The organism is Streptomyces sp. NPDC002536 (genome assembly GCF_053594995.1).
On record NZ_JBSFWU010000028.1, the window covers coordinates 17,003 to 41,020 of the forward strand.

21 protein-coding genes are annotated in these 24,018 nt (G+C 70.6%); 11 read left to right on the forward strand and 10 right to left on the reverse strand.

What is annotated here, in order from left to right; all coding sequences use genetic code 11:
• Positions 1 to 78 precede the first annotated feature (78 nt).
• A complete protein-coding gene (locus tag ACWD4B_RS13120) occupies positions 79 to 1,350 on the reverse strand; it encodes an activator-dependent family glycosyltransferase (protein WP_451420846.1) in 1,272 nt (423 codons plus the stop codon).
• 211 nt (positions 1,351 to 1,561) lie between these two features.
• Here ACWD4B_RS13120 and ACWD4B_RS13125 point away from each other — a divergent pair, with 211 nt between their 5' ends.
• Positions 1,562 to 2,584, forward strand: coding sequence for a zinc-binding dehydrogenase (locus ACWD4B_RS13125; protein WP_451420847.1), 1,023 nt, complete (start codon positions 1,562 to 1,564; stop codon positions 2,582 to 2,584).
• 42 nt (positions 2,585 to 2,626) lie between these two features.
• Here the strand turns inward: ACWD4B_RS13125 and ACWD4B_RS13130 are convergent, their stop codons facing one another.
• On the reverse strand, positions 2,627 to 2,908 hold the full coding sequence (locus ACWD4B_RS13130; protein WP_451420848.1) for a hypothetical protein: 282 nt from the start codon (positions 2,906 to 2,908) through the stop codon (positions 2,627 to 2,629).
• A gap of 189 nt (positions 2,909 to 3,097) precedes the next feature.
• Here ACWD4B_RS13130 and ACWD4B_RS13135 point away from each other — a divergent pair, with 189 nt between their 5' ends.
• Entirely contained in the window at positions 3,098 to 4,186 is a 1,089-nt protein-coding gene (locus ACWD4B_RS13135) for a winged helix DNA-binding domain-containing protein (RefSeq protein ID WP_451420849.1), read from the forward strand.
• A 109-nt stretch (positions 4,187 to 4,295) separates the two neighbouring features.
• A complete protein-coding gene (locus tag ACWD4B_RS13140; protein WP_451420850.1) occupies positions 4,296 to 4,778 on the forward strand; it encodes a hypothetical protein in 483 nt (160 codons plus the stop codon).
• An 85-nt stretch (positions 4,779 to 4,863) separates the two neighbouring features.
• Here the strand turns inward: ACWD4B_RS13140 and ACWD4B_RS13145 are convergent, their stop codons facing one another.
• The gene (locus ACWD4B_RS13145; protein ID WP_451420851.1) at positions 4,864 to 6,117 is read right to left on the reverse strand and encodes an NAD(P)/FAD-dependent oxidoreductase; all 1,254 of its coding nucleotides are present in this window, start codon (positions 6,115 to 6,117) and stop codon (positions 4,864 to 4,866) included.
• Positions 6,117 to 6,440, reverse strand: a complete 324-nt coding sequence (locus ACWD4B_RS13150) for a 2Fe-2S iron-sulfur cluster-binding protein (RefSeq protein WP_451420852.1) — start codon at positions 6,438 to 6,440, stop codon at positions 6,117 to 6,119. Before ACWD4B_RS13150 ends, ACWD4B_RS13145 begins: the two co-directional genes overlap by 1 nt.
• 155 nt (positions 6,441 to 6,595) lie before the next feature.
• Between ACWD4B_RS13150 and ACWD4B_RS13155 the strand changes: the two genes are divergently transcribed.
• Complete coding sequence (locus ACWD4B_RS13155; protein WP_451420853.1) at positions 6,596 to 8,080, forward strand: MFS transporter; 1,485 nt, start codon at positions 6,596 to 6,598, stop codon at positions 8,078 to 8,080.
• An 18-nt stretch (positions 8,081 to 8,098) separates the two neighbouring features.
• A complete protein-coding gene (locus ACWD4B_RS13160) occupies positions 8,099 to 9,574 on the forward strand; it encodes an alpha/beta fold hydrolase (protein ID WP_451420854.1) in 1,476 nt (491 codons plus the stop codon).
• Positions 9,575 to 9,659: 85 nt separating this feature from the next.
• Here ACWD4B_RS13160 and ACWD4B_RS13165 read toward each other — a convergent pair whose 3' ends face one another.
• The 6 genes from ACWD4B_RS13165 to ACWD4B_RS13190 all read right to left on the reverse strand — a co-directional run bounded on the left by ACWD4B_RS13165 (position 9,660) and on the right by ACWD4B_RS13190 (position 17,091).
• Positions 9,660 to 10,886: a cytochrome P450 gene (locus tag ACWD4B_RS13165; RefSeq protein WP_451420855.1), complete on the reverse strand. Its 1,227-nt coding sequence runs from the start codon at positions 10,884 to 10,886 to the stop codon at positions 9,660 to 9,662.
• Between the two features lie 32 nt (positions 10,887 to 10,918).
• Positions 10,919 to 12,040, reverse strand: a complete 1,122-nt coding sequence (locus ACWD4B_RS13170; protein ID WP_451420856.1) for an epoxide hydrolase family protein — start codon at positions 12,038 to 12,040, stop codon at positions 10,919 to 10,921.
• Between the two features lie 109 nt (positions 12,041 to 12,149).
• On the reverse strand, positions 12,150 to 13,328 hold the full coding sequence (locus ACWD4B_RS13175) for an acyltransferase family protein (protein WP_451420857.1): 1,179 nt from the start codon (positions 13,326 to 13,328) through the stop codon (positions 12,150 to 12,152).
• Positions 13,329 to 13,512: 184 nt separating this feature from the next.
• The gene (locus ACWD4B_RS13180) at positions 13,513 to 15,021 is read right to left on the reverse strand and encodes an MFS transporter (protein WP_451420858.1); all 1,509 of its coding nucleotides are present in this window, start codon (positions 15,019 to 15,021) and stop codon (positions 13,513 to 13,515) included.
• A 123-nt stretch (positions 15,022 to 15,144) separates the two neighbouring features.
• Positions 15,145 to 15,918 carry an SDR family NAD(P)-dependent oxidoreductase gene (locus tag ACWD4B_RS13185; RefSeq protein ID WP_451420859.1) on the reverse strand — a complete coding sequence of 258 codons (774 nt, stop codon included), beginning with the start codon at positions 15,916 to 15,918 and terminating at the stop codon, positions 15,145 to 15,147.
• Positions 15,919 to 15,948: 30 nt separating this feature from the next.
• On the reverse strand, positions 15,949 to 17,091 hold the full coding sequence (locus tag ACWD4B_RS13190) for a winged helix DNA-binding domain-containing protein (RefSeq protein ID WP_451420860.1): 1,143 nt from the start codon (positions 17,089 to 17,091) through the stop codon (positions 15,949 to 15,951).
• Between the two features lie 149 nt (positions 17,092 to 17,240).
• On the opposite strand from ACWD4B_RS13190, the gene ACWD4B_RS13195 reads away from it, so the two are divergent.
• From ACWD4B_RS13195 to ACWD4B_RS13220, 6 genes are all read left to right on the forward strand, one after another.
• A complete protein-coding gene (locus ACWD4B_RS13195; RefSeq protein WP_451420861.1) occupies positions 17,241 to 18,425 on the forward strand; it encodes a CaiB/BaiF CoA transferase family protein in 1,185 nt (394 codons plus the stop codon).
• 126 nt (positions 18,426 to 18,551) lie between these two features.
• Positions 18,552 to 19,616, forward strand: coding sequence for a glucose-1-phosphate thymidylyltransferase (locus tag ACWD4B_RS13200; protein WP_451420862.1), 1,065 nt, complete (start codon positions 18,552 to 18,554; stop codon positions 19,614 to 19,616).
• On the forward strand, positions 19,613 to 21,235 hold the full coding sequence (gene cimA, locus ACWD4B_RS13205) for a citramalate synthase (RefSeq protein WP_451420863.1): 1,623 nt from the start codon (positions 19,613 to 19,615) through the stop codon (positions 21,233 to 21,235). Before ACWD4B_RS13200 ends, cimA begins: the two co-directional genes overlap by 4 nt.
• Before the next feature lie 27 nt (positions 21,236 to 21,262).
• A complete protein-coding gene (locus tag ACWD4B_RS13210; protein ID WP_451420864.1) occupies positions 21,263 to 22,291 on the forward strand; it encodes a ketoacyl-ACP synthase III family protein in 1,029 nt (342 codons plus the stop codon).
• Positions 22,292 to 22,377: 86 nt separating this feature from the next.
• Positions 22,378 to 23,355 (forward strand): aromatase/cyclase, encoded by a 978-nt coding sequence (locus ACWD4B_RS13215; RefSeq protein ID WP_451420865.1) that lies wholly within the window; start codon positions 22,378 to 22,380, stop codon positions 23,353 to 23,355.
• A complete protein-coding gene (locus ACWD4B_RS13220) occupies positions 23,342 to 23,974 on the forward strand; it encodes an antibiotic biosynthesis monooxygenase family protein (protein WP_451420866.1) in 633 nt (210 codons plus the stop codon). Before ACWD4B_RS13215 ends, ACWD4B_RS13220 begins: the two co-directional genes overlap by 14 nt.
• Positions 23,975 to 24,018 lie beyond the last annotated feature (44 nt).

Consider the following 24,018-nt stretch of genomic DNA (forward strand, 5'->3'; position numbering starts at 1 on the left):
CTCGCACGACGGCCCCTGCGCCAGGAAGGAATCTTCCGGGTGCAGGGGCCGTCACCGTCTCCGGCAGGCGGGGCCGCTTCAGCGCAGGTGCTGCGCGGTGAGCTTCTCCAAGGTGGGCACGACATCATTCGGGCTCGGCATGGCCAGCCAGTCCCGGTACATGGAATCGGCGCCGGCACGGAAGGAGGGGTCCTCGAGGACCCGGGTGAGCCGCTCGGCCATCTCCTCCACCGTCTGCTCCTTGTTGTCCAGGGTCAGGCCTGCACCGTGGCGGGTGAGATACGAGGCGTACGCACCGGCCTCCACCCCTTCCTTCGCCAGGATCAGCTGGGGCACCCGCTGGGCCGCAGCCGCTGTGAGCGTGCCGCCGCCGCCGTGGTGGACGACGGCGGAGCACGTCGGCAGCAGGTGGTTGAGCGGCAGGAAGTCCACAGTGCGGACGTTGTCCGGCACCGTCTGTCCGGCAAGCTGATTGCCGTCGAGGGTGGCGACCACCTCGATGTCCAGGCCGGCCACCATCTCCAGCACGTCGCGCACCAAGGCCGCGTCGTTGTGGAACATCCGCCCCGAAACACCGAGCGACAGCGCCACCCGCGGCCGCCGTGGCCGCCGGTGGAGCCATGCGGGCACGGCGCCGGCGCCGGTGTAGGGCACGCGTCGCACCGGGACGACCCGGGCGCGGGTGGGCAGCCGCAGCGCCTCGGGTGTCGGGTCGACGGTCCACTGACCGAGCAGCAGTTCTTCGTCCAGGTCCAGGCCGTACCGCTCGGCGACGGGGCGCACCAGCTCCTCCAGCGGGTCGGGTACACCGGTGCCCGCGGTTCCGCCGCGTTCCAGATGGCGATGGCGAGCCCAGCCGCAGTAATCGGGGCCCCACAGCAACCGGGCGTGTGCCGCCCCGGCGACGCGCGCGGCCACGGCGGCGGCGGGCCACTGGTCCCACAGGACCAGGTCGGGCTGCCAGGCACGGGCGAGACCGACCAGGGCGTCCACACTGGGCACTGTGTTCATGGGAGCGTCCTGCACCGTGTGGAAGATGCCGATCGAGGCCAGCGTGTAGTGGCTGAACATGGTCCATGCCTCGTGCTCGGCGGGCCGGATGTCCAGCGCTTCGGCGAGCCGGTCACGCTGTGCAGCGTCGAGCATGAAGTCGCCGACCGACGACAGTGGGGGCATGGTCTGCGCAGTGCCGAGCTCCACCGCGCTGAGCCCGGTGGCGGTGATGGCTTCCGTGAGGGCGGGATGAGAGGCGATGCGCACCTCGTGCCCTGCGCCCTGCAGGGCCCAGGCAAGTGGAACGACCGGGTAGAGGTGTGCGGGCATGGGCCACACGGTGAACAGGATCCGCATGGAGAACTCCTCTGGGAACGCACGGGCCCGCGCGTGCGCGCGGTGCGGGCCAGATTGCTTCCCCGGGCTCCAGCGGCCCTGGAGCCCGCCCGGATTACGTTCTCAGAGGGGCGGAACCGGTGGCTCCACCGCGGCCCTAGCTCCCCCCGAGTCGGGGCCGGTAATCACTAGTTGATTGTTCCCGCCGAGGCGAACACACATGAGGAGAGTTATGAGCGCTGGTGTGGTGCCGCAGACCCCGAAGACGGCCCGGGAAGTGCGGCTGGCCAAGCACCTCGAGGGAGAACTGACCCCCGAGTACTTCGACGTCGCCGAAGTCGAGCTGCCTGAGCAGGGCGAGGGCGAGGTGCTCGTCCGCACCGACTACCTGCCGCTGGCTGCCGCGTACCAGGACCTCATGCGGACCGACTGCCAACTGCCCGTGCCGCCCTTCCAGGTCGGCCAGCGGCTCGGCGGCGGCGCGCTGGGTACGGTCGTGAAGTCCAACAGCCCCGATCTGGCCGTCGGTGACGTGGTGCAGTCGATGGCCGGCTGGAGCGAGTACTCCTGGGGCCCGGCGAACACGTACTTCAAGGTGGACCCCACCCTGTTCCCGAGCCCGGTGTACTACCTGAGCCAGGGGCCCACGGCGTACTACGGGATGGCCGACATCGCCAAGGCGGGTGAAGGCGACGTCGTGTTCGTCTCCGGCGCGGCGGGCGGTGTGGGATCTCTGGCCGGGCAGATTGCCAAGTGCCGCGGCGCGGCAAAGGTGATCGGCAGCGCCGGCAGCAAGGCGAAGGTGGACTACCTGGTCAACGAGCTCGGCTTCGACGCCGCGTTCGACTACCACGACGGTCCGGTGGTCGACCGGCTGCGTGAGCTCGCGCCCGAGGGCATCAACGTCTTCTTCGACAACGTCGGCGGCGAGCAGTTCGAGGCTGCCGTCGAGGTGGCAGCGCCGCATGCCCGCTTCGCCCTGTGCGGTGCACTCTCCGCGCAGAACGGTGACGGGGACAACCCGAGGTTCGACCTGATGACGGCCATCACCAAGCATCTCGAGCTGAGGCCCTTCGCCTGCTACCACACCCCCGAGCAAATCTGGGCGTGGACTCAGCACTTCGCGCAGTGGGTGGCCGAGGGCAGGTTCGTCTTCCCGCACACCACCGTCGAAGGCGGCCTGCAGGCGGCCCCCGAGACGCTCATCGCGCTGCTGAAGGGCACGTACAAGGGCAACGTGGCCGTCAAGTTCTAGGCTGCGCGAGCACGTTCCGGCACACCGGGCACGGCGGCGTCCTCAGGGACGCCGCCGTGCCCGTATGTCCACTCGGGCCGAATACTTTCGGCGGTCGTCGGCGTCATACACGATCGTCGTGCCGGTGCTGGCGAAGGAGTTCTCGTCGAGGACGGCAGACTGCTCGATGTCCACCCAGCCTGTGTATGCGCCGTTCGCGTCGAAGACGGGCTCCGCGACGCGGTAGACGAACGACTCCGGTCCGGCGGGCGTCCACGTACCCCCGCCCACACCGCCCTCGAACAGCAGCACCCGGCCGTCTGCCGTGAAACGGAAGGTACTCACGACCGCCCCCGAAGGACGCTGCACGCGTGCGGTCCAGGTGCCTGTGGGGCTTATGTCCTGCATGGCTGTCTCCTTGCTGTGGGGCTTCGGAACGACGGCTCAGCGTCCCGCGTCGCGCTGGCGCCGCACTGGAGCGACGGGCACTCGCCTCGAGCGGCATTCGAGGGGGCTTCAGGGAGGATGGGCAGCATGTCCGTACTCTCCACGCGCACCCTCAACCGGACGCTGCTGCAACGACAGTGGCTGGTGAGCCGTTCCGCCCGGCCGGCCCTCGAACTCGTCGAGCATCTGGTCGCCGTTCAGGGGCAGGAGCCCGACGCTCCGTACATCGGCCTGTGGGCCCGGCTGGAAGATTTCCGGCACGACGAGCTGACCACGCTGCTGCACGACCGCAGCGTGGTCCGCGGTGCCGTGGTGCGAACGACACAGCACCTGCTGACTGCGGACGACTTCCTCTGGCTGCGCCCCCTGGTCCAGCACGTCCTGGACCGTTCGCCGCGACAGGGCTTCGGCAAGGAGATCGCCGGCCTCGAGCTCGCCGACCTCGCCCGGGCGGCGCGCGAGGAGATGGCGGGCAGGACGCTCACACGGCCGCAGTTGGGCCGGCTGCTCGCGGATCGGTACCCCGGCCGTAAGGGCAGTGCCCTGGCCGGTTCCGCACATTTTCTGATCTCCCTGCTGCACCCGCCGCCCAGTGGTGTGTGGGGCAGCCGCGGTGGCTCGGTGCCGTGCGTGCTCGCGGAGGAGTGGATCGGGCGGCCGCTCGTCGGGTCGCCGAGCATCGAGACCATGGTCCTGCGCTATCTGGCGGCGTTCGGTCCGGCCGGGGTCATGGACATCCAGGCCTGGTCCGGGCTGACCCGGCTGCGCGAGGTGGTCGAGGGGATGCGGTCGCGGCTGCGCGTCTACCGCGACGAAGCGGGCAAGGAGCTGTACGACCTGCCGGATGCCCCGCTCGCCGACGTGGACCTCCCCGTACCCGTCCGCTTCCTGCCCGCTTTCGACAACATCCTCCTGGGCCATGCCGACAGGCAACGCGTGATCGACGATGCCTACCGCAAGCTGGTGGCGCCCGGCATGGCGGTCGTACGGCCCACATTCCTGGTCGACGGCTTCGTACGCGGCATGTGGGAGACGGACGGCGGCAGGCTGCTCATTACGCCGTTCCAGCCCCTGCCGGAGCGCGAACGTGCGGCGGTGCTCGCCGAGGCCGAGCTCCTGCACGGATTCGTGACGGGCAAGGAGGCCGCCGTGCCGGGGGACATCGTGTTCGTCTGATCCCCGGACCGGGGACTGTATTTGCCCTCGAGCGGCCGTCAAGGGCGCGGCTGCACTGTGTTCCCGTCATTCATCGATGAAAACGCGCCGTGCGCGGGGGAGGACCAGCATGAACCGGTCGGGAATCAAACGGGCGAAGCTCCGGGCGCTGCTGGCGGCGGCGGTTGCCACCGTGGCCTTGACGCCCATCGCGGGTGTGTCGGTTGCCCAGGCCCAGGAGAACACTGCGCTGCACCCGGTCAAGGCCGCGGAGGATTCGTCGCGGATCAGCCCGGTTGGCAAGTGGACGCTCCAGGTGCATTTCGAGGGCGAGAGCTACAACAGTGCCGTTCAGTTCACCCAGGGCGGCAAGGCGTTCTTCGTCTACGGCGGAGCCGGTACCTGGACCCAGACCGGTGCGAACCGGTTCACCTTCCATGTCGCCGAGCCGATGTGGGACAAGAACGGCAACTACCTCGGCTGGGTGGACGTCGACCAGACCGCCGTCATCGATGGCAGCACGTTCACCAGCACTGGTGTCTCGCGCCAGTACGACCAGAACGACCGTCTCACCCGCGCGGTTCAGGTCGAGGACACCGGTACGCGCGTGTGACATCGGGACAACGCTGAAACGAGCTCGCCCGCGGCTTGCAGAGCCGCGGGCGAGCTGTTTGTGGAGGAGCAGCAGGCAGGGCAGGTCACACCGGTTGCCGTTGTTGCCGATACGTTTTCAGGTCGAATCCTTCCTCTGCCACCTTGCCCGGCGTCGGCCGCGGTCCGCCCGAGGCCAGCAGCCTGCGGGTGATCATGTGGTCGGCGGGCCGGTTCACCGACTCCGTGCCCAGCAGGCGCTCGCCGTGGAAGCAGAAGACGGAGAAGCGCCCGGAGGCCGGGTCGCCGACGGTGACCGTCCGGTCGTGCCCGTCGGTGAGGCCGGCGATCTGGAGCCGCAGGTCGTACTGCTCCGACCAGAACCAGGGCACGGCCGTGTACGGGAACTCCTCCCCGTAGATCGTGGCGGCGACGCAGCGTGCCTGGTCGGAGGCGTTCTGGACCGACTCCAGGCGCAGCGTGCGGTCGGCGTGCGGGCTGGGGAAGCGGGCGCAGTCGCCGATCGCGAAAACGGCCGGGTCGTCGGTGCGCAGCAGTTCGTCGACGAGGATGCCGTCGTCGACGGTCAGGCCTGCGTGGGCCGCGAGCCCGGTGTTGGGCAGCGCGCCGACGCCGACCACGACGAGGTCGGCGGGGAGGCGCTCGCCGCCGTCGAGCTCGACGGACCGTACGTGGCCTGAGGCGTCACCGTGCAGTGCGCTGACCCCGCGGGACAGCAGGATCTGTGTGCCCCGCGCACGGTGCTCCGCGGTGAGCAGGCTGGATGTCTCGACGCTGACGGCGCGGGCCATGACACGCGGAGCCGCCTCGACGACGGTGGCCTCGATGCCCAGTTGGCGGGCGGTGGCAGCCAGTTCGAGGCCGATGAAGCCGCCGCCGATCACCACCAGCCGACGTGCAGCGTCGAGGGCACGGCGCAGTTGCCGGGCATCGTCGAGGGAACGCAGGGCGAGCACCCCGTCCAGGCCCGCACCCGGTACCGGCAGCGAGCGCGGGCGTGCGCCGAGGGCCAGTACCAGCTGTCCGTACGGCAGCCGTCGGCCGGACTCCAGGGTGACCTCGCGGGACCGGCGGTCGACAGCCACTGCCCTGTCCCCACCGACGAGTTCGATGTCCTGGTCGGCGTAGAAGGAAGCGGGCCGCAGTTCCAGGCCCTCGGCGCTGCGGGAGCCGGTGAGGTAGTCCTTGGACAGCGGCGGGCGCTGGTAAGGAACCGCTGTCTCGTCGCCGACGAGGGTGACCCGGCCGGTGAAGCCGCGGGCCCGCAGTGCGGCCGCGGTGTCCGAACCGGCCTGGCCGGTGCCGACGATCACGACCGGGGAGGCGGAGGCGCCGGCCATCAGGACTGGGCCTCCGGAAGGTGCACCACGAGCCCGTCGAGCTCCTCGGTGACCGGGAGCTGGCAGCTGAGACGGCTGTTGTCACGGCGTGGGCAGGCCGTGCCGTACAGGACGTCGTCCTCGACCTCGTGCATCTCCGGCAGCGGCACGGCGCAGTTCTCGTCGACGTAGACGTGGCAGGTGCCGCACTGGGCGGATCCGCCGCACTGCGCCTCGATGCCCGCAATGTTGTGCATCTTGGCACCGCGCATGACCGTGTTGGGCGCTTGGACATCGACGACCCTCTCGGTGCCGTCAGGATGCTTGAAGGTTATCTTGGCCATGGCGTTCTCCTCGGGGAATGACGGCCATCCGTACGGCAGTTCGCCCCGCACAGTGACAAGCGGTGCTGGGGGGCGGCTGGAGACGCTCTCGAAGCGCGGCACCGGCTCCAGCGGCGCGCCAGTGACGGTCGACCCCCACGGAGCAGCGTCGGCCCATGACCGCATCGACGCTGCCGAGCCCGCGCGCCACCGGCCGGGCGGCCCCGCGACTCGCCCTGGTTCTCCTCGCCTGCTGCCTGGGCCAGTTCATGAACGTGCTCGACGCTTCCGTCGTGAACGTCGCACTGCCTTCCGTGGCCCGCGACCTGCACTTCGGCCGGCACAGCCTCCAGTGGGTGAACACCGCCTACACCGTGGCGGTCTGCGGCTTCCTGCTGCTCGGCGGGCGGCTCGCGGACATCTTCGGGCAGCGCCGCGTGTTCCTGTCCGGCGTCGCGCTCTTCACCCTCGCCAGCAGTGTGGGCGGCGCGGCCGGCGATCCGCTCACCCTGGTGCTCGCGCGCGCCTTCCAAGGGCTGGGGGCGGCGGTCATGGCCCCGGCCACCCTCACCGTGCTCGGCACCACCTTCACCGAACCCGACGCCAGGGCGCGGGCGTTCGGTCTGTGGAGTGCGGTCTCGGGGAGTGCGGGCGCCATCGGTGTGCTCGTCGGCGGCGTGATCACTCAATGGTTCTCGTGGCGCTGGACGCTGCTGGTGAACGTGCCGATCGGGATCGTGCTGCTGGGCGTCGTGTACGCGGCCGTTCCCGATACCCGCGCACAGGGCGGGCGCCGCGCCCTCGACGTGCCCGGCGCGCTCACCGTCACCCTCGGGCTGATCGCCGCCGTCCACGGTGTCGCCGAATCCCACACCTACGGCTGGGGTTCGCTCCGCGTGGTCACCGCCCTGACGGCCGGAGTCGTCCTGCTCGCGCTCTTCGTGCTGCTGCAGGCGAAGGTCTCTCCGCATCCTCTGGTACCGCTCGGAGTCTTCCGCAACCGTGCGGTCACCGCCGCGAACCTCGTCGCGTTCTTCGGGGTCGCGGCTCTCTTCAGCACCTTCTACTTCTGCACCCTCGTCCTGCAACAGGTCATGGGCTACAGCCCGCTCCGCACGGGCCTGGGCTACCTGCCCTTGTCGCTCGGCATCGCCGTCGGCGGTTGGCGCATCTCCTCGGTGGTGCCGCGCACCGGCCCCCGGCCGGTTCTGCTCGCCGGGCTCGCGGTGTCCTCCGTCGGACTGCTGTGGCTCTCGCGCGCCGACGAGCATGCGACGTTCGCCTCCGACGTGCTCGGGCCCACCCTGCTGCTCGGCCTCGGCATGGGCGCGGTCCTCAACGCCACGACCAACGCCGCGACCTCCTCGCTCCCCGCCCACCAGGCGGGCCTCGCCTCGGGACTGCTCAACACCACCCGCCAACTCGGCAGTGCCGTCGGCCTGGTGCTGCTCGCCACGCTGGCCTCGGCCCGCACCGATGCCGAACTCGGCAGTGCGGCACCCGGTGAGGCACTCACCCGGCACGCCCTCGCCTCGGGCTACAGCCTCGCGCTCCTCGGTGCCGCCCTGTTCGCGGCCGCCGGGATCGTGGCGGCGCTCGCCTTGCCGGTCCGGACAGGATCCAGGGCCTCTCGAGGCGACAAGGAGACCCTGACCTCCTGATCCGAACGGAGGTTTGCGGTGGCATCCAAGCGGACCGCGATGACGCCCCACGACGCCCTGCGCGCGTTCCATACCCAGCAGGTGCAGTGGACGGCGGCCACGACCGAAGCTCACCGGGGCGAAGTCGCCCCGCACACAAGGGAATACGCGACCATCGAGGTGCCGCGCGACTACGCGGACCCCGAGGGACCGCGCTTGACGATCGCCCTCAGCCGGCGCCGGGCCACCGACCCCCGGCGTCGGCGCGGCATTCTCCTCGCCGTCAACGGCGGCCCCGGTGGCGACTGGGGCAAGGGGCGGCACCTGACCGACGCCTTCGCCGGCACTCCGGTGCACGAGGTGTACGACCTGATCGGGTTCGACCCGCGCGGCACCGGAGCCTCCACCCCGCTGCACGCCGAGGTCACCGTTCCCAAGGTGCCGTTCGACTCCCGCCCGGACGACTCGGGCTTCGCGGCACTCGCCGAGGACATGCGGCTGCGGGAACTCGCCTGCATGCGTGCGGGCGGTGACCTGCGGCAGCACATCAGCACCCCCAACACGGCGCGCGACATGGACATCATCCGCGCCGTGCTCGGTGAGGAGCGGCTGTCCTTCGTGGGCTATGCCTACGGCGCATACGTCGGGGCCGTCTACGGCTCCCTGTTCCCCGCCCGCCTGGACCGCAGCGTCCTCGACTCCTGCGTCAACCCGGACTGGACCTGGCGCGAACAGTTCCTGTGGCAGGGCGACGCGGTGCAGCGCAACGTCGACCAATGGGCCCGGTGGACCAGTGAGCGGCACGGTCACTTCGGCCTCGGCGCGACTCCTGCCCAGGTGCTCTCCGCCGTCGAGGAGACCGTCGCCCGCCTGGAGACCGTGCACGACAGTCGCGACCTGCGCACCCTGTTCGACGGGGCCGTGGGCAACCGCGCGACCGACCGCGCCCGGTGGGCAGGGCTCGGGGAGCTCGTGGCCGAACTGCGCACCGCGGACGTGGAACGGTCCCGTGAACTGCTGGCGGAGCAGGGCACCTGGCGGCCCGCCGACAGCGAGGGCGACCTGCGCATCGGCGTCCTGGAGGCCATCACCCTGGAACACGAGTGGCCCGCCGACCTGGAGGTCTACTACCAGGACATGCGCGAGTTCAGGAAGCGCTTCCCGTACGGCTACGGCGTGCTGCGGGCCCAGCCCTGGGTGGGCGCCTTCCGCACCTTCACCGCTCCCGAGCCGCCCGTGGCCATCGAGCGCAACGGCTACCCCGTCGGCCTGGTCGTCCAGGCGGACGGCGACCCGATGGACCACTACGCGGGCGGCGTCACCATGGCCGAGCGGCTCGGCCATCACCTCGTCACCGTCGCCGACTCCGGCGACCACGAGGTCTACGCCCTCGTCGGCAACGTGCAGGTCGACGGCTACGTCAACCGGTACCTGGTGGACGGTGAACTGCCCCCGCCCCGCGTGAGCTGCCTGGGTACCACGCTGCGTCCGGACATCCCGGCGGATCCGCGCTGAGACGGATGCAGGGCAGTGCCGAAAGCGCTGGCCGCGCTCCCCTCCCGGGGGCGCGGCCGGCGCCGTGCTGCTCGGTGCCGCTGCCTCACCAGGTGACCGGCAGCTCCCACAGCCCGTAGATGACCGCACCTTCCTTGCGGGGGATCTCCAGGAAGGGCTTGGCCAGACGGAGCGTGGGGATGCGCTGGAAGAGCTTGCTCCAGACGATCTCCAGCTCCAGGCGGGCGAGGTCGGCGCCGATGCAGTGGTGCACGCCGTGGCCGAAACCCAGGTGTTTGCGGCTGCCGCGCGTGATGTCGAGCTTCTCCGGCTCGGGGAAGACCTCCGGGTCGCGGTTGGCGGCCAGGCCCAGGCAGAGGATGCCGTCGCCCTTGCGGATGAGCTGCCCGCCGATCTCGATGTCCTCGAGTGCCACGCGCGGGACGGCGGTGTCGCCGATGGTGGCGAGGCGTACGAGCTCCTCCACGGCCGGCTTGACCAACTCCGGGTCGTTCAGCAGGAGTTCCAGCTGGTCCGGGTTCTCCAGCAGGGCGGCGGTGCCGAGCGATATCTGGCTGGCGGTGGTCTCGTGGCCGCCGTTCATCAGCAGCCGCACCATGTTGAACAGGTCGCGGTCGGTGTAGGGCTCGCCCGACTCCTCGTAGTCGGCCATCGCTCGGCTGAGCAGGTCGTCGCCCGGCTCGCGCTTCTTGAGCTGGATGAGCTCGTCGACGTAGGCGTTGACCTCGACGATGGCCGCCTGGCGCTCCTCGGGGGTGCTGTGGCCGCCGAGCAGGGCGGTGCCGTGCTTGATGAAGAAGTCGTGCTTGTCCTGCGGGATGCCCAGCAGTTCGCAGATGACGGTCATCGGCACGGCGAGGGCGAACACCCGGTGGAAGTCGACCGGCTTCTTCTCGCTCGCCAGGAGCTTGTCGACGTGCTCGTCGACGATCTCCTCGATGCGCGGCCGCAGCCGCTTCACCTGGCGGGCGGTGAAGGTCAGCGCGGCCTTGCGGCGCGTCGTGGCGTGCGCCTTGCCGTCGTAGCCGATGAATGACGTCTCGGTGCGGTACTCCGGCGGGGCCACGAAGTAGAAGGGGAAATTGGCGTGCTTGCGCGATGCGCTCACGCGCGGGTCGGTCAGCAGCTGCTTGACGGTCTCGTAGCCGGTGATCGTCCAGATGCGCAGCCCGGAGCCGTCCAGGGTGACCTGAGAGACGTCCTGCCGGATCATCCCGTCGTACTCGGGCGGCATGGAGAACGGGCACTTGCGGGCGTACGGGAACGTCTTGACCCCGTCCAGGATCTCGGGTTCGACGGCAGAAGCGGTCATGGGTGGGTCCTTCCTAGAAGCCGGTGGGTCGGTCAGCGCACGGTGCGGAAGAACGCACGCAGGTCGCGGACCAGGGCGTCGGGTTGTTCGAGGGCCGGGAAGTGGCCGCCGCGCGCGTGGTCCGTCCAGTCCCGCAGGTCGGTGAAGCGGCGCTCGATCCAGGGGCGCGGCATCCGCCCGTCCTTGGGGTAGTTGGCGACGGCGGTGGGCACGGCGACGGGGGCGAGCGCGAGCTTGTTCTGGCTCTCCCAGTAGATGCGGGCCGAGGAAGCGGCCGTGCCGGCGAACCAGCTCACCGTCACGGCGTCCAGCAGCCGGTCGCGCGGGATGGCCTGCTCCAGGTCGCCGTCGTGGTCGCTCCAGGCCCGGTACTTCTCGGCCATCCAGGCTAGCTGGCCCGCGGGGGAGTCGGTGAGCCCGTAGCCGAGGGTCTGCGGACGGGTGGTCTGGACGACCGAGTACCCGCCCTCCTGCTGCTGGAACTCCTTCATCGCGGCGAGCCCCGCAACGTCCCGCTCGTCGAGCTCCACCTGCTCCTGCGGCGGCCGCGCGAACGGCATGGCCACGTGGATGCCCGCGAGCGCGCCCGTATCGGCCTCGCCCATGGCGGCGGTGATGAACGATCCCCAGTCCACCCCGTGGGCGACGTACCGCTCGTAGCCGAGCCGGCGCATCAGCTCGGCCCAGGCGGCCGCGATGCGCTCGACGCCCCAGCCCGCATCGGCGGGCTTGTCGCTGAACCCGTAACCGGGCAGTGAGGGGCAGACGACGTGGAAGGCATCTGCCGGGTCCTCAGGGTCGGTCAACGGGCCCACGATGTCCAGGAATTCGACGACTGAGCCCGGCCAGCCATGCGTGATCAACAGCGGCACGGCCCCGGGGTGCGGCGAACGCACGTGCAGGTAGTGGATACCCAGCCCGTCGATCACCGTGCGGAACTGGTCCAGCGCGTTCAGCCGGGTCTCGGTGGCGCGCCAGTCGTAGCCGTCCGCCCAGTACGCGCACAGCTCCCGGACGTAGGCCAGGGGCACGCCCTGGGACCAGTCGGCGACGGTTTCCGCCTCCGGCCAGCGGGTCCGCTCGAGCCGCTGCCGGAGGTCGGCGATGTCCGCCTCGGGTATGTCGATACGGAATGGGGTGGGTGCCGGATCCATCTGAAGTTCCCCTCCAGCGCGGCGACTTGGCTCGGTCGTCACGAGGCTAGGAACGGTGCCTGAAATGCGGGTGGAGTCGTGCTGGACAGAGGATGCCCGGCCTCGGCTGCTACGGCGCGACAGCCGGTGCCGCCGTGGTCCCCGCCTTCGGGCGTCCGGCGCCGGTCTGTGCCGCAGGGCGGCTCCATCGGCGCATGGCGGGGCGCTCCACCGCAGCGTGGAGCATCCAGGCGAGGACCAGCGTGATGGCGAAGGTGAGGGCGGTGTCGCGCAGTACCTCGGGCAGGGTCCATACCTTGCCCCAGAACTCCGGATAGGCCGTGCCGATCGGCCCATAGCTGACGACGAGGAAGTGCACGATGTAGAAGGCGTAGGAGACCTCGCCCAGCCACACCATCACCCGGCCCCCGAAGGGGGTGCGTCGGCCCTCCGCATCAGCGGTGGCCGCAGCAGCGATGAGCAGTGCGAGCGGAAGCACGGTCGGGGCGACCCGGCCGAATTCGCCCGGCAGCCGGGCGGCCACCACGAAGGCCACGACGGTCAGCAGGAGGGCCGGGCCGGTCTTCAGCGCGATCCAGCGTCCGCTGAGCACGACACGCGCCATGAGGATGCCGAGCACGAACTCCAGCAGCCGGGCCGCGGGGAAGTAGTAGACGAACCAGTAGTCCCACCACGGGATGGGGTCGAACTGCATATGGGGCTCGTTCGGCAGTAGTTGGGCCACGAACGGGACGGCCACGATCGCGAGGGTCGTGCCGGCCACCCACACCCACAGGCGTGCCGCCCGGATGCGGCCGAGCAGCACGATCAGCCACGGGAAGACGGCGTAGAAGAGCATCTCGCAGGCCAACGACCAGCTCGGGGTGTTGACGCCGGGCCCCTGGATGACGTTGAACTCGGGAATCCAGCTCTGCACCAGGAACAGCGTCGGCACGGTGTTGGAGACGGTCACCGCGATGCCCGCCCAGGTCATCAGCCCCACCGTGGCCGCAAGGGTGACGAGGTGGTTCGGGTAGACCTTGACCAGGCGACGGCGCCAGAAGTGCCGTGCGGTGTCGTCCGGCCGGTGCACCCAGGCCAGGACGAATCCGCTGAGGATGAAGAAGAACGACACCCCCTTGTTGCCGGCATCGAACAGGTAGGACGAGTAATCCTTGCCGGAACCTGCACTACGGAAGAGGAGGAAGCCGCCCGCGTGAGACAGCAGGACCAGGAGTGCGGCGACGAACCGCAGCCCGGTCAGCGAGGGCAGTCTCGGTGGTACGGGCCGGATGTCTGAAGCTGGCATGGGGCACTCTCTCGTCGGAGACGTCGTGGTCGGCCCCGGCCCACTGGGGCCGTGGCAGTGCCCCAACGTGCCTGTACGGCATGGAAGACGGCTCGACTCCCCATGGATCCGGAACCGCAACGGGGCTGTGGCCCGTCCGTCCTTGTGGACAGGCGGGCCACAGCCCGGGTTCAGCGGTCCCGGTTCACACGGCGGGCTCGGGCGCAGGATGTTCGGCGTGGCCCTGGGGCGCCTGCTCCTGGTCGGCCGGGCGTGACTTCTTCGGCAGGGCGAACATCAGCGCGAAAATGAGGGCCAGTCCGCCGGCCACCCACCACATCGCGTGGCTGAAGGCGTCGGCGAACGCCTGCCCGGCCCCCCGGGCCGGGTCGGCGTCGTCCACCACGCCGAAGAAGACGACGGAGACCAGGCCCAAGCCGAAGGCCAGGCCGACCTGGTTGGTCGTGTTGATCAGTCCCGAGGCGGAACCGGCGTGTTCGCTCGGCACCTCGGACAGGATCGTGTCCGTGATGGGCGCGATGATCAGGCCCATACCTATGCCCATCACCGCCAGCGGCAGGGCCATCTGCAGGGAGGTGATGCCGGTCCCGTACTGCTCGGCCTCCCACAGGTAGAGCAGCACGCCTGCGAGCTTGACCAGCGCGCCGGCATGAAGTGTCCCGCGCCCGAACCGGGGCACGAGCTGCTGTACGGAGACACCGGAGGAGACTGCGGCGGCCAGCGAGAACGGCAGCCCGGTCAGACCGGCGTGCAGTGGTGACCAGCCGAGGCCGGTCTGCATGTAGACCGTCCAGATGAGGAAGAAGATGCCGGATACCAGGCCATAGGTCAGCTGGACCCCGATGCCCGCGGTGAAGCTCTTGATCCGGAACAGCGAGAGTTCGACCAGTGGCGAGCCGTCCTTGCGGGCCTTGGCACGCTCGTGGCGCAGGAAGACGGCAAAGACCGCGAGGCTCGCCGCCATGGAACCGAACCCCCAGACCGGCCAGCCCATTTCGCGCCCCTGGGTCAGGGGGTAGAGAAGCATCAGCAGTCCGGCACTGGCGAGGAGCACCCCGACGAGGTCGAGCCGCAGTGCGCTGGGAGCCTTCGACTCGGTGATGAAGCGCATGCCCAGGACCAGGCCTGCCAGGCCCACCGGCAGGTTGACCAGGAAGATCGGTCGCCACTCGAGCCCGAAGAGGTTCCACTCGGTGAGCAGCGCCCCGATGAGCGGTCCGGTCACCGATCCCAGGCCGATCATCGCGCCGAACATGCCGAAGACCTTGCCGCGTTCCTCGGCCGGGAAAGTGACATGGATGATCGACAGCACCTGGGGCACCATCAGTGCAGCCATGCCGCCCTGGAGGACACGCGCGGCGATGAGCATTCCGGGGCCCGTTGCCGCGCCGCACACCGCGGAGGCGACCGTGAACCCACCGATTCCGATCAGGAACAGCCGCTTGCGGCCGTAGATGTCGCCGAGCCGTCCGCCGGTGATCAGACCTACGGCGAACGCGAGTGCGTACCCCGCGGTGATCCACTGAATCGCGTTGAACGAGGCGTCGATGTCCCGCTGGATGCTCGGAATGGCGATGTTCACAATGGTGACGTCGACGAGGTCCAGGAAGGTGGCGGTCATCACCACGGCCAGCGCCAGCCACCGGCGTCGGTCGGCGGCCGGCGGGGCCGCCGTGGCGGAAGCGGAACTCATGGTTTCTTCTCCTCAGCAACGGACGTAGGGGGGTGAGCCGGGCAGAAGTGTTCTCGGGGCCCCTCGACGGCCACTCGAGGCCTCATGGAACGGAGAGCTCCGCTCCGTCCTGTGGCAGGCTCGTCAGCCCTGGCCGCCGCCGACGTCCAGACCGCCGTCGATCGTGATGATCTGGCCGGTGACCAGGGCCGCCGCAGACGGATCCGCGAGGCGGGTGATCCACGGCGTGACGTCCTCGGGGTCCGCGACCCGGCCCAGCGGCACGGTGTGAGCGACGCCTGCGAACAGTCCCTCGGCCTCCTGCTCGCTGAGCCCATTGGCGGCATAGGCCTCGGTGCGCACGAAGCCGGGGGCCACCGCATTGACCCGGATGCCCTGCGGGGCGAGCTCCGCGGCCCAGCTGGTGGTGAAGGAGTGCACGGCGGCCTTGCTCGCCGAGTACAGCGAGCTGCCCGGGCCCGGGTTATGGCCGCCGCGGCTGGAGACGAGCACGATGCTGCCGCCGGGCGAACGCAGCAGCGGCAGCAGGTGATTGGTCAGCAGCACCGGGCCGAGCACGTTGGTCTCCAGCACCTCCCGGGCGGTGGCCACGTCCAGTGCTGCCAGCGGGCTGAAGCGGAAGATGCCGGCGTTGTGCACCAGGACGTCGAGTTCGCCACCGCGTTCCTGCACGGCCTCGGCCACGGCCTCTGCGCCCGACGCGGTCGTCACGTCGGCGGTCACGGGCACGATGGCCTCGCTGAGCTCCGCCACCTCCGCGAGCCGCTCCTTGCGGCGGCCGGTGACGATCACCGACGCGGCGCCGAGCCCGGCGAAGGCCAGCGCGGTGGCGCGGCCGATGCCTGTGCCGCCGCCGGTGACGACGACGGTGCGGCCGGCAAAGGTGCTGTCGGACATGGGGAATGCCTCTCTCTGGGGACGGCGGGCTCAGCCGCCGGCGGGTGCGAAGCGGATGTCGTACGAGGCGGCTCCGGCCGCGGCGAACGCCAGCAGCCGGTCACCCTCCTCTGCGAGCGCGTCGCGGTCGGCCCGCGACAGTGCTCCGAAGGGTTCGACGGTCAGGACCGCCGTGCCGCGCTCCTGGGCGATCGTCCACATGCCGTGGACGCGGCCGTCGACCAGGAAGGTCGCCTTGATGATGCCGTTGCGGGTGAAGATCCGGGCCCGGTGCTCGTCGGCGATGATGCGGCTGCGGTCGGCGTGCGAGAGCAGGATGTTGTCGAATTCCGGCAGGAAGCGCACCGGTACAGGCGCTTCCTGATCCGGCCGCGGGGCATCGGGCACGTCGAAGAGCTCGCTGCCCTGCTCGTCGCGGAAGACGCGCAGCCGCGGCCGCAGCCCGTCGACCACCTCGCGCAGCCGCGTCAGCCCGGCCCAGGTCTGCACGTCCTTGACGGTCGCCGGACCGTACGCCGTGAGATAGCGCAGCACCGTGTCCGCGAGCGAGGGGCTTTCGCCGAGCGGCTGGTCCAGCCAGGTCTCGGCGGTGGCGTAGCGGGTCTGCCCGCCGACGCCCCACACCCCGCGCGGCGGGGTCTGCACCAGGGCGAGCAGGTTGCGCGCCGCGTACGCGAGACCCGAAGGGTCGCGGTCGGGCCAGGTCTCCTGCATCCGGACGCCGAGCTCCTTGGTCGTGAGCCCGCTCCCGGTCCCGTCCAGCGCCTTGCGCCCGGCTGCCCGGAGCTCCTCCTCCGGCAGCCCGGCGACCAGCTTGCCGAAGCGGCTGGCGCGCAGGTCCCGGTCGAGCGCGGGCTGGGTCAGCGGGCGCAGCGCCAGGCAGTCCCGGGCGGTGACCAGGTGGACGGTGCTGCGCATAAGCGCGATGCGCACTGCCTGCCCGCCGGTGAGCAGGTCCGCGAGCTCGGACAGGCGGAAGTCCTCCAGTCGTGTCCACAGGCCGATGTACGGGGGGTTGGGGGCCTGGGCCTGGAGGCCGACCAGGTGGGCGATGGCCTCGGCAGCCGTCATGCGGTGGCGCTCCAGGAGGAGCTGCCGGGCCAGCAGCGCGCGGTTGAGGGCCCGTCGGTCCAGGACCGGTACGATCCCGTTCGTGGTCGTACGGGTGGCCATAGGAACATCCCCCGGTCGTGGTGCAGACGGTTCTCGCGCCGCCCATGGTGCCCCGCGGTCCTCGTGCACGGCTCGACCGGTCCGCCTCCTCCGGTCGCACGAGGCCGCGTCGAGGGTGGATACAGCCGTGCCGTCTACTCTCCGCCGCCATGCCGAAGACACCGCTGAACAGAACGTCCGAACGCGCCCGCGGTACGGGGACGAGCGGTCCGCTGGCCGGGCTGCGTGTTCTGGAGCTGGCCGCCATCGGGCCCGTTCCCTTCGCCTGTATGACGCTGGCCGACCTGGGCGCAGACGTGATCCGCGTCGACCGGGCCGACGGGGCCCGCCCCTTCGCGAGCTGGCACCGCGTCCTGGACCGGGGACGCCGTTCGGTGGCCCTGGACCTGAAGGACCCGCGCGGCGTGGAAGCGCTGCTGCGGCTTGCGGAGCGTGCCGACGTCCTGGTGGAGGGGTTCCGCCCGGGCGTGGCCGAGCGGCTGGGCATCGGTCCCGAGGAGTGCCGCGCGCGCAACACGGCGCTCGTGTACGCCCGGATGACCGGCTGGGGGCAGGACGGTCCGATGGCACAGGCGCCCGGCCACGACATCAACTATATTGCCCTGACCGGCGCGTTGCACGCCATCGGTGGTCCTGACGGGCCGCCCGTGCCGCCACTCAACCTGCTCGGCGACTTCGCAGGGGGCGGGCAACTGCTCGTGAACGGCGTGCTGGCCGCCCTCTACGAGCAACAGCGCTCCGGGCTGGGCCAGGTCGTCGACGCGGCGATCGTCGACGGGACCGCCTCGCTGCTCGGCATGCTGCTCGGCATGGCCGATGCCGGACAGTGGGGGCTGGAGCGGGGCCGCAACCTGCTGGACGGCGGTGCGCCGTTCTACAGTGTCTACGCCTGCGCCGACGGTTCCCACGTGGCGGTGGGAGCGCTGGAGGAGCGGTTCTACGCGGCTCTGCTGCACGGTCTCGGCCTGAACGCGGCCGCCCTGCCCGATCGGTCCGACCCGGCGAACTGGCCGGATCTGCACGCCGTGTTCGAGGACCGGTTCGCGTCCCGTACCCGCGCGGAGTGGCTCGGTGTCCTCGACGGCACCGAGGCCTGTGTGTCCCCCGTCCTCACCGTCGACGAGGCGGCCGACCACCCGCACCTGCGGTCGCGCGGCACCTTCGGGGAGGACCGGCAGCCCGCTCCCGCGCCGCGGTTCGGCCGCACCCCCGGGCAGACCCCACCGTCGGCGCCCCGACCAGGCAGCCACACCCGGGAGGTCCTGGCCGAGTGCGGCCTCGCCGATGCGGAGATCGACGCCTGGGTGGCGTCCGGCGCCGCGCGCGCTGCCTGACCGGGTCAGGCCGGGCACCAGCCGCGGTTGAGCGGGGCGCGACTTCGTCGCCACATGCTGCGTCGGCACAGGAGACAGGCGAAGCCCCTGCATGAGGTGCCGGCGCACGCTCCGAGGAGGAACTCGATGAAGGCACTTGTACTGGCCGGAGGACTGGGCAGCCGGCTGCGTCCGTTCAGCCACTCGATGCCCAAGCAGCTGATCCCGATCGCCAACAGACCGGTTCTGGTCCATGTGATGGACGATCTGCGCGCGATCGGCATCACCCAGGTGGGAGTGATCGTCGGAGACCGGGCCCAGGAGATCGCGGCCGTGCTCGGTGACGGCACGGCACTCGGAGTGGAGATCACTTACATTCCGCAGGATGCGCCCCGTGGGCTCGCGCACTGTATCGATATCGCCCGCGAATTCCTGGGCGAGGACGACTTTGTCATGTACCTGGGCGACAACATGCTGACCGGAGGCATCCGGGAGGCGGCCGAGGAGTTTCGAGCCCGCCGGCCTGCAGCCCAGGTCGTGGTGCACAAGGTGCCCGACCCGCGGGCGTTCGGCGTCGCAGAGGTGGACGAGGATGGTCGGGTGCTCTGCCTGGTGGAGAAGCCGCAGCAGCCGCGGAGCGATCTGGCAGTGATCGGCGTCTACTTCTTCACTCCGGCCGTGCACGCCGCGGTCGCCGCCATCGAGCCCAGCGCACGAGGGGAGCTGGAGATCACCGACGCCCTCCAGTGGCTGGTCGCTCAGGGGGCCGACGTGTGTGCGCATCTCTACTCGGGCTTCTGGAAGGACACCGGGAGGGTCGAGGACGTGCTCGACTGCAACCGTGAACTCCTCGACGGCATAGCAGGGTTCGTCGGCGGCGAGGTGGATTCCGCCAGTGTCATCGAGGGGGCCGTCGTGATCGAAGAGGGGGCTCGGATCGTCCGCTCGCGCATCACCGGACCCGTGATCATCGGGGCCGGCACGGTGGTGACGGACAGCAGGGTGGGCCCGCACACCTCCATAGGCCGGGACTGTGAACTCGACGCGGCGGGAGTGGACTTCTCGATCATGCTGGACGGAGCGGCCGTGCTATGTGTCGGCGGCGTTCACGGTTCGGTCATCGGCCGCGACGCCACGGTCAGTTCAGCGCGCGTGGCGACCTGCACACGCCTTGTGGTCGGCGACCACTCCAGCGTGGAGGTCGCCGCATGAAGGGCTACGATCCGGCCGGGGCCGGCTTCCAGTTCTACGACACCACCCTGCGCGACGGTACGCAGCAGCAGGGCATGGTGCTGACGGTCGACGACAAGCTCGCCGTCGCACGCCACCTGGACGCCCTCGGAGTGGGCTTCATCGAGGGCGGCTGGCCGGGCGCGGTGCCCAAGGACACGGAGTTCTTCCGCCGCGCTCGCACCGAACTCGACCTGAATAACGCACAGGTGGCGGCCTTCGGGGCGACCCGCAGGCCGGACACCCTGGTCTCCGCCGACCCGCAGGTGCGCGCCCTGCTGGAGGCCGGGACGCCGGTGGTGACCCTGGTCGCCAAGAGCCACGCCCGGCACGTGGAGCTGGCCCTGCGCACCTCGCTCGCCGAGAACCTCGCCATGATCGCCAGTACGGTGCGGCACCTGGTGCATGCCGGGCGACGGGTGTTCGTCGACGCCGAGCACTACTTCGACGGCTATGCCGCCAACCGCGGATACGCCCTCGAAGTGGCCCGCACGGCCGCCGAGGCGGGCGCCGAGACCGTCGTGCTGTGCGACACCAACGGCGGTTCCCTGCCCGACGGGGTCCGCGCCGCGGTGGCCGCCACGGTCGCGGCGACCGGTGTGCGCATCGGCATCCACTGCCACGACGACACCGGCTGCGCGGTCGCCAACACGCTCGCCGCCGTCGACGCGGGGGCCGGCCACGTCCAGGGCACCGCGCACGGCTACGGCGAACGCTGTGGCAACGCCGACCTGTTCACCCTCGCCGCCGACCTCGTGCTCAAGCGCGGGATCGAGGCCGTGCCCGTGGAGAGGCTGCGCGACATGGCGGCCACGGCCCGTTCGGTCGCCGAGCTCACCGGCATTCCCGGCCGGCCCGCCGCGCCCTACGTCGGGTCCGCCGCCTTCACCCACAAGGCGGGCCTGCATGCCTCGGCGCTGCGCGTGGACCCCGACCTCTACCAGCACACAGACCCGGCCCTGGTGGGCAACGCGATGCGCACCCTCGTATCGGACATGGGGGGCCGATCCTCCGTCGACCTGAAGGCCCGCGAACTCGGCTACGACCTGGACGCGGGCTCCGTGGCGGCGGGGCGCGCGGCGGCCCGCATCAAGGAGCTGGAGAACCAGGGCTACAGCTTCGAGTCCGCCGACGCCTCCTTCGAGCTGCTGCTGCGCGAGGAGCTGGCGGGCCGGGCGGTCGCACAGCCCTTCGAGGCTGTTTCGTGGCAAGTGGGCGTGGACGGCGAGGCCAACGGCAGCATCCGCACCGTGGCCACGATCACCCTGAGGGTGGACGGCGTGCCGCTCACCGCCACCGGTGAGGGCAACGGCCCCGTCAACGCACTGGACCACGCCTTGCACGCCGCACTCGACCCCTACTACCCCCAACTCGCCTCGCTGGAACTGGTCGACTACCAGGTCCGCGTCCTCAGCGGTGCAGCCGGCACCGACGCCGCCGCCCGGGTGCTGAGCACGTTCAGCGACGGCGGGCGCCGCTGGGGCACCGTCGGCGTCGACGGCAACACGGTGGCCGCCTCCTGGCGCGCGCTCCTCGACGCCTACCGCTACACCCTGCGCGCCGAGCGCGCGCCCGGCCGCCCGGCCGCGGCGGCGAGCTGAACTGCACGTGTGAGATCAGGAGTTGCTGTGCAACTGGACGACATCTTCGTACGGGGGACCGGCGTACGGCTTCCCTCCTTCCTCCCGGTGGCCGACGCCGTCGCCGCCGGGGACTGCCCGCAGAAGACCGCCGCCACCACCGGCACCGTCTCGGTGGCGTACTCGCCCGACGAGTCGGCGGCCGAGATGGCCGCGGCCGCCGCCCGCACCGCCCTGGAGCGTGCCGGGTCGGGTCCGGCCGACGTCGATCTGGTGCTGCACGCGGACACGTACCACCAGGGCCAGGACCTGTGGCCGGTGGCCTCGTACGTGCAGCGCGAGGCGGGGGCGGGCAACGGCCCCGCGATCGAGATCCGGCAGATGTCCAACGGCGGGATGGCCGCCCTCGACCTGGCCGCCGCCTACCTGACGGCGGGCACCGGCCGTTGTGACGCACTGCTGACCACCGCCGACCGGTTCTGTGCGCCCGGCATCGACCGCTGGCGCACCGACCCCGGCACGCCCTACGCGGACGGCGCGACCGCCCTCGTGCTCTCCCGCCGGGGCGGCTGGGCCCGGCTGCGCTCGCTGTCCGTCCTCGCCGACTCGGAGCTCGAACCGCTGCACCGCGGTGACGAGCCGTTCAGCCCGGCTCCCTTCACCCACCGCATTCCGGTCGACTTCGAGGAGGCCAAGAAGGCCTTCGTCGGGAAGGTCGGCATGTCGTTCGCGGTCGGCCGCGCAAGTGCCGGCCAGCAGACGGTGGTCAAGGAGGCGCTGGCCGACGCGGGCCTGGAGCTGGCCGAGGCGGAGTGGGTGGTCCTGCCGCACTTCGGGCGGCGCCGTCTGGAGTCCATCTACCACAAGCCGTTCGGCATCGACCCGGCCCGCACGGCCTGGGAGTGGAGCCGCACCGTCGGACACCTGGGCGCGGGCGACCAGTTCGCGAGCCTCGACCACCTCGTCATGTCCGGCCGTGCCGTGCCGGGCGACCGCGTCGTGCTCATCGGCGTCGGCGCGGGCTACAGCTGGGGCTGCGCCGTCGTGGAGATCCTCGAGCGGCCGGACGTGCCCTGATCGCCTGTCACTCAAGTTCCCCTCAAGCACCATCCGGCAATATGACGCAGCCGCCGTGCGTGGCGCGCAGGAAAGGAAGGTCCGCCGTGGCGCCGACCGCTACGACCACGACACACGTCACAGAGCACACCGTCACCGTCGCCGCGTCCCCCGATGCGGTCTACGGCCTGATCGCCGATGTCTCGGCCTGGCCGCAGGTCTTCGGCCCCACCGTGCACGCCGAGGTGCCCGAGGACGACGGCGGCCGGCAGCTGCTGCGCATCTGGGCGACGGCCAACGGACAGGTGCGCACGTGGCAGTCGCGCCGCGAACTCGACCCAGAGGCCCGCACGGTCGCCTTCCGTCAGGTCGTCTCGGCGGCTCCGGTGGAGTCGATGGGCGGCGAGTGGCGCATCGAGCCGGACGAGGACGGCGGCTGCCGTGTCGTGCTGCTGCACGACTACCGCGCCATCGGCGACGACCCCGAGTCTGTCGCCCTCATAGAGCAGGCCGTCGACCGCAACAGCACCGCCGAGCTGGCGGCCTTGAAGCGTGTCGCCGAGCAGGGCGCAGCCCGTGACGAACTCCACTTCACCTTCAGCGACTCGGTGCGCATCGAAGGCGCTGCGGCGGACGTCTTCTCCTTCCTGGACCGTGCCGACCTGTGGCCCGAGCGGCTGCCGCACGTGGCCCGGCTCGGCCTGACCGAGGATGAGCCGGGGATCCAGCACATGGACATGGACACCCGGAGCCCGGACGGCTCCGCCCACAACACCACCTCGGTGCGCGTGTGCTTCGCCGACCGGCACGAGATCGTCTACAAGCAACTGCGCGTTCCCGCCGCGATGTCCGGCCACACCGGCCGCTGGACGATCGAGCCGGACGCGGAGGGCGGCGGTGACGCAGTCGTGGCCACCTCCTGGCACACTGTCACTCTTGACCCCGAAGGGGTCCGCCAGGCTCTCGGCGCGCAGGCCACGCTCGCCGAGGCCCGTGCCCTGGTCCGCAGGGCCCTGGGCGCCAACAGTTCCACCACCCTGCGCCATGCCAAGCACTATGCCGAGGAGATCCGTGCCCGAACGTGAGCTCGACGGGCCCGTCACCATCGTCAACCGTTTTCATGTCAAGGGCGATGTCGGAAAGTTCGAGCGTGCTTTCCGTGAGCACGCGCAATTCCTGCGGAGACAAAGGGGCTTCGGCTATCTGGTGACGGTACGGCTCATCGACCGGCCTCACGTGTACGTACACATGGGGCACTGGCGCAGCCTGGGAGGATTCCTGCAGGCTGTGCGTGACGACACGTTCGCTGCGCATGTGGAGCGCATCGGGGCCATGGTGGAGACCGAGGCGGACCAGGCCTGCAGCGTGGCGCAGGTGTTACGGCACAGCGCCCCCGTGGGTACGGACAGCGTTCTGCTCACTCGCCTCCGGGCGCTCGACGAGCCGCAGTTCGTCGAGCGCCGATTCGGTGAACTGGTGGACAGCTGGGCGCATTCGGAGAGTTTCGGGGGCAGCGACCTGTTGCGCTCCGTTCTCCGTCCGCACACCTACCTGGGGGTGTCGTGGTGGCGGGACGTCGAGGGCTGTGGCCGTGCTCTGGCAGGAGCCGGACATGCCGCCCGCCGCGCTGCTCTGGCCGACGCGGCTGATGTCTCGTTCGAGCGCACCCGGCACCTGGCGTACGAGTCGACGCTCAGCTGCTGAACGGTTCCACCCGGAGGCAAGCCGAGGACCTTGGGTCCTCGGCT